Genomic DNA, 11,433 nt, shown 5'->3' on the forward strand with positions numbered 1-11,433 from the left:
CAACAATCTCAAACAACAGATTTCCGTAAAGAGTTCATATGAATTTGATTGTTTAGATCTGACTATTAAATTGGCATATAGAGCCGTAGAACAGAAAGTAATTTTCTATAAGACAGAAACGATAAAAGCGCTATATAACTGAGACAGAACATGAAGAATTGCAAACAGATAAAACGATATCTCTTCTCATTACAATACTGAAATTGTAAACGAGACGACGGATAATTGTCGGCTGAATATGTAATTTTCACATCTGTAAATTTTTATTGATTAATTCAATCCCAACATTTCCCCTGAAACACATTTCTTCATTATCTACTTCTTTGAGACAAACCGGTAAAGGCGTTTCATCTATTATAAGTACGGACATAATAACGCGTTACTCCAGCCTCATCATAAGAAACCATAGACATGATACCTATCTTTATTGGCGTTATTTGATAAGTCAAGATTACACCATTTTGCTGTTTGTTTGGTTGATCTGTATAGATCACATTATATCCATTCCGTCGCAACAGATCAATAAATACGGGAGTAAAGTTGTCTCCTGTTTTATTTTTTTTCACAACAAGTGTTGTTGTAGCGGGCGGTAAAGGTTTTTTAAGATTATGAACAAAATCGTTAGCAATTAATTTTACATCATCTTGCGTAATATTTGGACTGACATAATTTGATGAATAATTACTCATAGATGCACAACCAGCCACCAATACAAGCGGTAACGGAAATAAATATTTTGACATCTTAACTCCCCTATTAATTGCATTCTCTCCTGAGAAGCTCCTACACCAGAAATAAGAGCATCCTTTCAAAGAATAGCCTTAACAACATACTGCTTTACAATCAAGCATTCGTTAATCACTTTCTCGCTTATTAAAAAAACGACCACCATCTCTCATAGTACTCAAAGCTTATGTTTAAGACACAAAATATATATGTTAAAAGTACGAAAAAACACATGTAAAGAATGTAGTATACATATAGTACATGTATACTTACTTTCATGGAGTGTTGCATTACATAAACCAACCCACAGCACCCTTCATTTCCCCTCCATTCACGAAGACACTTTTCCCCAATCCTTCTCACCCCTCCATATCATGACAAAAAACACGCACAATACATAACCCCTCTACTCCTTTCTCACAGACACATTTTTACGCTTTTACATCATTACAGAACAAAGCCAAGGAAAGGTTCACCACCCCGTACCACTCTATAAACAAAGGTCTGTAAAGAATTCAAATGCTTGCCTAGCAAGTTTCCACCACTGTCCACTCTTTCGTTTCAGATCACCCCCTTCAAAGAGCGGTGTTTTTACCTCATGAATAAGATAATGAACGAACCGTCTTTAGAAAAAAGAAACGGCATGGAGATATCAAATATATCAATGGTCGTCATCGACTGTCGTGTTAAGAGGTGTTAACTCTTTATTTTTCTTAATTTTTACAACGCCAATCATTCCCGTGGAAATAATGAAGGCAGACATCGCTAAAAAAGAGCTTAACAATCCCACAAGCGCCAAAAATCCAGCAATAAAGCCAGACATTGCTTCCGCAGAGTTCGCTAAAGTTGAAAAGGTTCCAAAACTCTTACCAAAATCTTCACGACGAGAATATAATTGAATAGCTGAAACTAAACCAATATCCACAAAGGCACCAATAAATCCTAAAACAAACGCTAACACGAGAAGGAATTTTAAATAAATTTCTGCAGCTAAGGGCATAACAAACAGAATAACCCCATAAAGAAGCCAAAATACCATGAGCTTCAACGATGTAATATTTAATATAATTTTATGATATAACGAACCACCAACGATAGTTCCAACAGCCATGAGAGAAAAAATATAACTCACAAGGCTCTCCTCTCCCCCTATAGAGAGAACAAAAGCTGGAATTAAAAATCTTAAAATAGCACCCGTAAAGAGAATAGCAAACGACGATCCAACCAGCGTAATAAATAAATGTTTATTTTCAGTAGAAATATATTTAAGATATGAAGCTGTTTCTCGATAAATTTTTATAAAATTGAATGATTTATTCTCGCTTGAATTTAAATTCATGAGATTAAATAACACGATAATAGATATAAAATAGGTAAAAAAATCAAAAATGAGTACTGCCGATTTATTTGCTAAAAAAAGCAGTAGGGAACAAACCAAAGGTCCAATGACGGCTGCAGTTTCCATGATAATTTGAGCAATGCTATTGGCCTTTGTAAGATCTTTTATTGAAAACATTCTGGGAATAGCAGCTTGAAAACTTGGTTGGAAAATACTTCTTCCGATCGTTGTACATATTGCTGCAACAATAAGAACAATGATATGTGCCGTACCTGTTATAGTGGTTATAAAAACGAATAATGAAGCTAATAATCTAACAACTTCACTTAAGATCATATTTTTCTTCAAAGAAAAATTATCCGCTAACCAACCTCCTATAGGGCCAAAAAAGAGAAAAGGGATAAATCGAAAAAAATACACAAGACCTATAAAAAAGGTGTTATCTGTTAATTCTAAGACCAGTAAAACAAAAACAACTTCATAAGCATAATCACCAACTTTAGAAATAAAGAGAGAGCAAAAAAGAGCTAAAGGACTCTTTTTTAAAAATAAATTCATACCAACCATCCAATGTTAAACTTTTCTACACTTAAAGTTACACTTCCTTCGATACAATTGGTGATATGAACTTCAGAAGAGTCTTTTATTCTAATAAATCACTTAATAAGTTAAGTGAAAATTTTTAAAGAAATACTCCTCTTGATATAAGCATTTAGACCAATATCAAGTAATATATTAATTTTTCTTTCTTATTTGCTTTAAAAAAGAAAGAATGTAAAAATTATGAGATCAAAATCTGCTATATTATTATATTGACTTCCAGCCCACGTCTCAAAGAATGAAAATTCCCAACCAGAACTAGTCTACAATCCCACGTCAAAAAGCAGCTTTCCCCACAAAATAAAGCTTACACCCAACCACTCCTCAAACGACAGCACTTCGTCAGGCTCAACAAATCAAGCCCTCTCTCCTTAAACCACCATCCTTCACGCATCTCTTTGCAATACCCGCCTTACCCACACTCTCCTCCTATCCATGCGCACTCTCTTCATTCTCCATTCCCCTTTTTCTCTCCCATCACACACTTAACAACTGAACACCCCTCTTCCTCTAAACTTTCCCCTCCATTCACGAAAACACTTCCCCCAATCCTTCTCACTCCTCCATACCATGACAAAAAACATGCCCAATATGAATTGGTGAATATTTCGTCTTTTTTGTAGATAGAATTACTTATAGGTAACAGTTTTAACATCATAGCTGAGTACATACTGTTAACATCATATACTTCAATTCCATTATATATATGTCCCCCTGTCTTGATTAAAAAAACAAAGCCACCTTTATATGCATTTCTTAATATCTCATCATCATTTAATTCTAAAGTAGGTGTTAAAAAAGTTGCTTTTGTAATTTCCGATAAATTGTTCATTACAGGGCTTGGTAAAGTATCGTATTTTTTTAAAGTATCCTTTTTTAATAAAATGTCTTTAAACCATATCTTTTATGATATCATCTTCAGCTTTTGAGAAATTATTTTTTAAATCAGTCTTTTAGCACTGCTCTCTTTAACAATATTTCTTTTTAATTTAGTTATTATATTTATTGTAGTGAATTAACTGATTTTCAGTTTCTGGATACGCTTTAAAATAAAAAGCACTATTTGGAATTGATTCATTATATTTATGGGCACAAACAGCAAAGTTTTCTTTTTTTGTTTAAACTTTTTTTCTGCTTGCCATTTTTTTAATTCTCTGCTAGCTTCACACACATTCTTAGTAGTGACGGTTTCCGAAGGTGCGATTTCCTCCATCGCCTTTATACCTAATGAAGTACTAAGATATGAATGTGCATAATTTATACGTTTTTTTAAGTTTTGCAGATCAGTTTTTTTGACATTGTTTACCCCAATGTTGAGAATTTTTTCCGCTATTGAAGCCCTCTGTTCCCGCAGAGGGCTTATTTTTATAATAAGGTGACAAGTATAACTTGTATCATCTATTTTTTCTTGTAATAAATTAATAAATTTTTTCACCATTAAAACATCTGTTTACAATTTCATAATCTTTAAACTCATAAGTTTTTTGTTTCTGGATTAGAAAATTGAACTTGCATTCTTATTTTAAAGTCAAGTCTCATTAGCAATACCGTGTATTTTATTACATAGTAAGCTCTATTATCGTTACTAGATTTAGTTAATTTTACTGATAAAATTAGGCCCATATTTTGACTGGTGGTTCCAAATTTAGAGACAATATCAAAAAATCTCGAATAGCTGTTCTTGCTATGACAAATAGAACTTTTTTATCATCAAAATACAGAACTGTTTGTACAGTATTAGTCTTTTTGTCTAAACTAGGAAGTTCTGCTTTACCTGCTGAATAACCTAGTACTTTAAATTTAAAATCAGCTTAACTATACATAAATCCATAAATCTTTCGCATCATTTTACGGATATACGTTTTTACGCTTTTACACATTCACAGAATAAAGCCAAACGAAACTTCCAAACCACCACTCCGCACTGCTCTGCAAACACGGGTCTGTAAACGAACAAAGCTTTTTGCCTAGTACCTCTTACAGTCTTCAGACACCCCCCTCAAACGACAACACTTCATCAGGCTCAATAAATCAAGCCCTGCCCTCAAATATTCTAGCTCTTCACCCCCTTCAAAGAGCAGTGTTTTATGGCACAATAGAATAGAAAATTTTTAATTTTTCTTGCCAATTTTCTGAAATTACTTTAACTTAAAGTGTAATTTTGGTCGTATACGCGACGATCAATAGAGAACTGAAAGCCCGAAACCTCGATACATAAGAATGAACCCACTTTTGTGGGTGTCCCGGGATTCCGGGAGATTTTGCTATGTCCAGGTGCGATGAGCACTAAAAGCAAAATGCTGATTCGAGGTCAGTGCTTTCAGGCTCCCGGAATACCAATGCGAGGGCGCTCGCCCCCAGCGGGGGGCTTGAAGTGCCAACCAAAAATCCATATTTCGCACTTTTTTAAAAAGTACCCAATTTTATAGTCTTTGAGATTATTTTGATTTTTCTTGCCAATTTTCTGAAATTGCCTTATGAATTGACCTGTGTTTTTGATCGTCCACGCAACGATCAAATAGGGAGCTAAAAGCCCGAAAGCTTAATACATAAATTTATCCCGCATTGCGGGTATCCCGGGATTCCGGGAGATTTTGCTATGTCCAGGTGCTTCCCAGCACTAAAAGCAAAAAGCTGATTAAGCTCAGTACTTTTAGACTCCCGGAATACCAATGCGAGGGCGCTCGCAACCGGAGGGGGGCTTGAAGTGCCAACTAAAAATCCACATTTTATCGACATTTTGATAGGCAAAAGAATCCGTCACAGACGCATTGCCATGAGGCTTTCTCAAAAAGCATTAGGAAACTATTTAGGTGTCAGTTTTCAACAAATCCAAAAATATGAAAAAGGCTTCAATCGTGTAAGCGCAGGGTGTTTACTCAAAATCGCCCAAAAACTAGATGTCCCCGTAAACTTCTTTTATGCAAACCTTGCCACAAAAGAAGATATGCCCACAAAAGAAACTCTCTTACACCACAATCAAGAAACCTATAGCGAAAAAGAACACGCACTTTTAAAAAACTTTAGAGAACTCAAATCGAAAAAACAAAAAGCAATCTTGTGGCTAATTTCTGATTAAGCAACAGCGCAACGATCAACGTTATTCCATTCATATCCCCCCCTTAAGTCAAATTCAAACCACCACCCCACAGCCCCTTCAAAGAGCGATGTTTTATGGCATAACAGAATAGAAAATTTTTGATTTTTCTTGCCAAGCTTCTGAAATTACTTTAACTTAAAGTGTAATTTTGATCGTCTACGCACCGATCAAGAGGGATTAAAGGTCCTAAATCCGAGCGTAAAAACAAACCCGCATTGCGGGTATCCCGGAATTCCGGGAGATTTTGCTATGTCCAGGTGCTTCTCAGCACTAAAAGCAAAAAGCTGACTCGGATTCAGTACCTTTAACTCCCGGAATACCAATGCGAGGGCGCTCGCAACCGGAGGGGGGGCTTGAAGTGCCAACTAAAAATCCACATTTTATCGACATTTTGATAGGCAAAAGAATCCGTCACAGACGCATTTCAATAGGGCTTTCCCAAAAAGAATTAGGGAGCCATTTAGGTGTCAGTTTCCAACAAATCCAAAAATATGAAAAAGGCTTAAACCGTGTAAGCGCAAAATGTTTGCTCGAAATCGCCCAAAAACTAGATGTCCCCGTAAACTTCTTTTATGCAGACCTTGCCACAAAAGAAGATCTTTCAACAAAAGAAACTCTCTTACACCACGATCAAGAAACCTATAGCGAAAAAGAACACACCCTTTTAAAAAACTTTAGAGAGCTCAAAGCGAAAAAACAAAAAGCAATCTTGTGGCTAATTTCTGATTAAGCAAAAGCGCAACGATCAATATTATTCCATTCATATCCCCCTTAAATCAAATTCAAACCAGCTTCCCCTCAAACAACAGCACTTCATCAGGCTCAATAACTCAAGCTCTGCCCTCAAATATTCTAGCACACCACACCCCTTCAAAGAGCAATGTTTTATGGAAGGGAGGATAATCAGCTGCATTTTTGTTGTCACTTATAATTTTCCAATGACTTTTGAATGCCTCAATTAGTCTTTTTATAGCACTTTTACTCTTTTTAAAGCTTCTTTCTCTGCTTCTTCTTTTAACTTCATGTCATTGGCGACTTCGTACCTTTTTATTGTTTTTTCAATCTGATCATCAGTCCCTGCTTTAAAAACAATCATTGTTTCAAACGGACGAAATAATGACGATTGCGAAATATGAAAAAAGATATTCGTGCGCGAATTGCTTGGATCAAACTTGCTATACCTTTTTATTTTTAAGTCATCGATAGATATCGCTTTTTTTGACATAGCAAGACCAATAACATCGCTATTTTTCTCACCAAAATCTTTCACTTTTAAAAGGTTATTTTTAGCGTCACAAACTGTCGATATATTCATGACTTCGTCAAGAACTAGAGCATTTATATCAAATTGAGCACCTATGCCAAAAATGAATACAAGATCACGCAAAGAACAAGCTTTTTGAAAATAACAAGCATTGTACAAACGTGAGCGAATCCCAAGACATCCGACTGCTTGTCGAATGATTTTTATAGCGAGCTCATATGATTTTTCATCTAAACGAAGATCACGAATGTCTGGAATGTAGATTTCTTGTGTTTCTTGTAACGGTGCAACTTCACTGTTTAATGCACGATCAATAAGCTTTTCTAACCAATTGTAACTCTCAACATTATCCTGCTCTCTGACAGACGATCTAATCTCTTCTAAAAGATTGTCCAGCCCATACTCTTCTCTAAAAGCACGCTCTCTTCGATCACACGTCATCGTAAATGTATGGGTATTTTCTCGTTTGTCCGGTATAGATGATGCGTCAATTTCTGGATCATTCACTTTAAATGGATCAACGCTTTCTCCACTTTTAACAGATATCGAATGCTCACCTCTAATAGTATCAAAAACTCTCGCCCCTTGCTCCTTCCTAAAAGAAATGCCTTGTTCAAGAAACATCTTTAATGGATTGGAATCATCCGGTGTTAACGATATACGCTGTATTAAAGGCCCCAAAATTTCCTGTTGAAGCTTATCATCACTTATTAACGAATCTTTCCTATCCTCATAGAAATCCTTTAAGCCTTCTGGAATACGCCGATTGTAACTCTTAACTTCCTTTGCAAACCAGCTGTTAATTAATTCCTTGTTTGTGGCTAATTTCATGAGATTATACCCCCCGCTTAAATTTCAAATGATCCTTTTTATCAATAAATCCAAATACAGTTTTTATTAAAACTCTTGAAAAAAGTTCATTATCTGTTTCTCTTACTTAGTATTTACGATATTATAGTTTATTGGCAAATAAGTAAAGTAAAGTAAATTAAGATATAGATGATATTTTTAATATACACCTTCACTTAAACTTGCTTTTATAACAACGAATAGCGAAAATTTTAACCAAAACAAGTTAGGGTCTTGTTTTTTAAGTCTTTATCTTGATTAAAAAACTGCAAAGGAGCAAACTTGATTGTGCAGATAATCATGCTTCATTATCTACGAGCCACTAACAAGAGTGCAATCAATCAAACAGTTTTAAAAAACTTTTAGCAAAATTTTAAAGCAGAAAAACGCATATCACCTAAAAAATGAGAGAGCAGTGCATTTTACGCATCCCCCACCTTTTGCTTAAACAGCAAAACTCCAACCCATCGTCAAAATATCTTCGTCTAAAATCCCCCATGCCACACCCCTTCAAAGAGCAATGTTTTACGGCGAATAAACAGCATTTCTCTTTAACGCTTTTACGCACAAAGCAATAAAGCAATCCCGCTTGTGACTTCACTTATAACATTGCAAGAAAATAGCTTTCACGACAAACAGAAGTAAAAGAATCCTACGATATTCGAGAACGCTCATTTAACATGCAAAAAAACCGACCACTCCCTTTGCTTTGCAATAAAACACCGCTGTCTCATCGTGAATTTTTCTAAATCAGCATGCCTCAAAGAGCGGTGTTATCACATAATAGGATTATCACCGCTCTTTATAGCGTGAATTTCTCCACACTTAATCTTCAGGCAAAAATTCCAACCGATCGCCTTGTTTTGTAATTTTCACCGTTGTTTCATCGTGAATTTTTCCAAATAAGATATTTTCCGCCAGTGGATCTTGAATTTCTTTTTGGATAATCCGTTTAAGCGGACGCGCACCATAGAGCGGATCATAGCCTTTATTGGCAAGAAATTTTCTCACCTCTGGCTCGATTTGCAAAGTTATTTTGCGTTCATTGAGCAAATTTTGCAAATGTTCTATCTGAATATCGACGATCGCTTCCATATCGTGACGTTGCAGCCTTTGAAAGAGAATAATCTCATCAATACGGTTTAAAAACTCCGGACGGAAAGCCGCTTTCACGACATTCATAACATCATTTTTTGCCTGATCGGTTGTTTGTCCTTCAGGCAAAGCGGTTAAAAATTCAGCACCAAGATTAGAAGTCATAATCAGCAAGGTATTGCGAAAATCGACAGTACGTCCTTGACTATCGGTCAAACGTCCCTCATCCAACACTTGCAACAAGAGATTAAAAATATCCGGATGTGCTTTTTCAATTTCGTCGAATAGAATGACCTGGTAAGGTCTTCTACGTACAGCTTCCGTCAGCACCCCACCCTCTTCATATCCAACATATCCAGGCGGCGCCCCAATCAGCCGCGCCCCAGCATGTTTTTCCATATATTCAGACATATCGATGCGCAACATGGCATTGGAGTCTTGGAACAGAAAAGCGGCAAGTGCTTTGGTTAATTCGGTTTTTCCCACACCGGTAGGACCCAAAAACATGAAAGAGCCAAGCGGGCGATTGGGATCTTGCAACCCTGCGCGCGCACGACGTACCGCGCGAGAAACAGCTTGCACAGCCTCTCCCTGCCCAATCACACGTTTGCTAATTTCATCTTCCATCCGCAACAGCGCCTCCCGTTCTGCCTCCAGCATCCGATCAACAGGAATACCAGTCCAGCGCGAAACAATCCGTGCCACATGTTCAGCAGTAACCGTCTCTTCAACGAGATGATTTTGTTGATCATCATTTTCCGCGATACTCAATTGTTTTTCGAGTTCAGGGATAACGCTATAAGCGAGCTCTCCAGCGCGTTGGAATTGTCCATCACGTTGTGCAATAGCCAAAGCATTACGGGCTTCTTCGAGTTGTTTTTTCAAATCAGCAGCATGCCCTAATTTTTGTTTCTCAGCCTGCCAAGCCGTTGTCATCTCAGCGGACTGTTGTTCCAATGTTTTCAGTTCCTCCTGCACATTTTTCAAACGTTCTTTTGCTGTTGGCTCGACATCTGTTTTCAAAGCTTCCCGTTCGATCTTCAACTGTAAAATACGCCGATCAACAGCATCGAGTTCTTCCGGCTTTGAATCGACCTGCATGCGCAACCGCGCCGCCGCTTCATCGATAAGGTCAATAGCTTTATCCGGCAAGAAACGATCCGTAATATAGCGGTTAGACAAACGCGCCGCCGCAATCAGTGCACTATCTGCCAAGCGCACTTTGTGATGTTGTTCATATTTTTCTTTAATACCGCGCAAAATAGAGATAGTATCCTCTAAAGAGGGTTCCGGTACAAAGACAGGCTGAAAGCGGCGTGCAAGAGCAGCGTCTTTTTCAACATATTTTCGATATTCATCGAGCGTAGTAGCCCCCACACAATGGAGCTCTCCGCGTGCAAGAGCAGGCTTTAACAAGTTAGAAGCATCCATAGGCCCGTCAGATTTTCCAGCCCCAACGAGATTATGCAATTCATCGATAAACAAAATGATCTGCCCATTTTCAGCTTGCACCTCTGCCAACACCGCTTTGAGGCGCTCTTCGAATTCCCCACGATATTTTGCACCAGCGATAAGCGCTCCCATATCCAGTGCATGAAGCTGTTTATCACGCAAGGTTTCAGGCACATCACCATTAACAATGCGCAATGCCAACCCTTCCACGATAGCTGTTTTCCCCACCCCAGGCTCACCAATAAGCACAGGATTATTTTTGGTCCGCCGTGAAAGCACCTGAATAGTGCGGCGGATTTCCTCTTCCCGCCCAATAACAGGATCCAGTTTTCCTTCACGGGCATCTTTTGTCAAATCACGAGCATATTTTTGCAAAGCATCATATTGGCTTTCGGCATGGGGGCTTGTTGCTGTTTTTCCCTTCCGCAAATCATTAATAGCCTCATTAAGCGCTTGCGCTGTCAACCCTCCGCTTGTAAGAATATCAGCAGTTTTTGCGGTCTTTTCCATGATCAGCGCTTGCAACACACGCTCCACAGTCACAAATTGATCACCAGCTTTTTTCGCCAGATCTTCCGCCATGTTAAAGACTTTTGCCAATGGCTGAGACAAATAGAGCTGTCCATTTCCCCCTTGCACTTTAGGCAAAGCATCAAGCGCTTCGTTAAGCGCCTTTCGAATAAGAGTAAGATCACCACCCGCTTTTTGGATCAGTGATGCAGCCAATCCTTGAGAATCGTCTAACAACACTTTCAACAGATGCTCCGGCAAAAACTGCTGATGATCAGAAGCAAGGGCACCACTTTGTGCTGATTGTAAAAAACCCTGCACGCGTTCGCTATATTTTTCCAAGTTCATTTTTTTTCCTTAAATCTCAAGCCACCACCGCACTTTAAATTCCCCCAACATTCCACAAAAGAGACATCTTCAAAGGACCAACCACCCCCCACAAAACACCGCAAATGATGCCACATGAAGAAGAACCGTAGTGCTAAAAAGAATATGGGT

8 protein-coding genes are annotated in these 11,433 nt (G+C 37.9%); 2 read left to right on the plus strand and 6 right to left on the minus strand.

Features of this window, described 5'->3' with window-relative positions; translation table 11 throughout:
• Positions 1-347: 347 nt before the first annotated feature.
• The 4 genes from ACFIKE_RS06510 to ACFIKE_RS06525 form a co-directional block, all read right to left on the minus strand.
• Positions 348-743: a hypothetical protein gene (locus ACFIKE_RS06510; protein ID WP_375625383.1), complete on the minus strand. Its 396-nt coding sequence runs from the start codon at positions 741-743 to the stop codon at positions 348-350.
• A gap of 644 nt (positions 744-1,387) precedes the next feature.
• Positions 1,388-2,623, minus strand: a complete 1,236-nt coding sequence (locus ACFIKE_RS06515; protein WP_375648749.1) for an MFS transporter — start codon at positions 2,621-2,623, stop codon at positions 1,388-1,390.
• A 490-nt stretch (positions 2,624-3,113) separates the two neighbouring features.
• Entirely contained in the window at positions 3,114-3,566 is a 453-nt protein-coding gene (locus tag ACFIKE_RS06520; RefSeq protein ID WP_375648757.1) for a DNA polymerase, read from the minus strand.
• Positions 3,567-3,680: 114 nt separating this feature from the next.
• On the minus strand, positions 3,681-4,103 hold the full coding sequence (locus tag ACFIKE_RS06525) for a hypothetical protein (RefSeq protein WP_375625381.1): 423 nt from the start codon (positions 4,101-4,103) through the stop codon (positions 3,681-3,683).
• A gap of 1,269 nt (positions 4,104-5,372) precedes the next feature.
• Between ACFIKE_RS06525 and ACFIKE_RS06530 the strand changes: the two genes are divergently transcribed.
• Together ACFIKE_RS06530 and ACFIKE_RS06535 are read left to right on the plus strand one after the other, a co-directional pair.
• The gene (locus ACFIKE_RS06530; protein WP_375648751.1) at positions 5,373-5,744 is read left to right on the plus strand and encodes a helix-turn-helix domain-containing protein; all 372 of its coding nucleotides are present in this window, start codon (positions 5,373-5,375) and stop codon (positions 5,742-5,744) included.
• A gap of 379 nt (positions 5,745-6,123) precedes the next feature.
• Positions 6,124-6,495, plus strand: coding sequence for a helix-turn-helix domain-containing protein (locus tag ACFIKE_RS06535; RefSeq protein ID WP_375648759.1), 372 nt, complete (start codon positions 6,124-6,126; stop codon positions 6,493-6,495).
• A 237-nt stretch (positions 6,496-6,732) separates the two neighbouring features.
• Here ACFIKE_RS06535 and ACFIKE_RS06540 read toward each other — a convergent pair whose 3' ends face one another.
• Complete coding sequence (locus ACFIKE_RS06540; RefSeq protein WP_375648753.1) at positions 6,733-7,860, minus strand: hypothetical protein; 1,128 nt, start codon at positions 7,858-7,860, stop codon at positions 6,733-6,735.
• Between the two features lie 843 nt (positions 7,861-8,703).
• A complete protein-coding gene (gene clpB, locus ACFIKE_RS06545; RefSeq protein ID WP_375648755.1) occupies positions 8,704-11,283 on the minus strand; it encodes an ATP-dependent chaperone ClpB in 2,580 nt (859 codons plus the stop codon).
• Between the last annotated feature and the right edge of the window lie 150 nt (positions 11,284-11,433).

The sequence above is a fragment of the Bartonella sp. MU70NMGDW genome (genome assembly GCF_042194085.1).
Classification (GTDB): Bacteria; Pseudomonadota; Alphaproteobacteria; order Rhizobiales; family Rhizobiaceae; genus Bartonella; species Bartonella grahamii.

Excerpts from the sequence above, each read along its gene's own strand:
- ACFIKE_RS06510 (WP_375625383.1), bottom strand. The coding sequence starts at position 743 with ATGTCAAAATATTTATTTCCGTTACCGCTTGTATTGGTGGCTGGTTGT.
- ACFIKE_RS06515 (WP_375648749.1), bottom strand. The coding sequence starts at position 2,623 with ATGAATTTATTTTTAAAAAAGAGTCCTTTAGCTCTTTTTTGCTCTCTC.
- ACFIKE_RS06525 (WP_375625381.1), bottom strand. The coding sequence starts at position 4,103 with ATGGTGAAAAAATTTATTAATTTATTACAAGAAAAAATAGATGATACA.
- ACFIKE_RS06540 (WP_375648753.1), bottom strand. The coding sequence starts at position 7,860 with ATGAAATTAGCCACAAACAAGGAATTAATTAACAGCTGGTTTGCAAAG.
- clpB (WP_375648755.1), bottom strand. The coding sequence starts at position 11,283 with ATGAACTTGGAAAAATATAGCGAACGCGTGCAGGGTTTTTTACAATCA.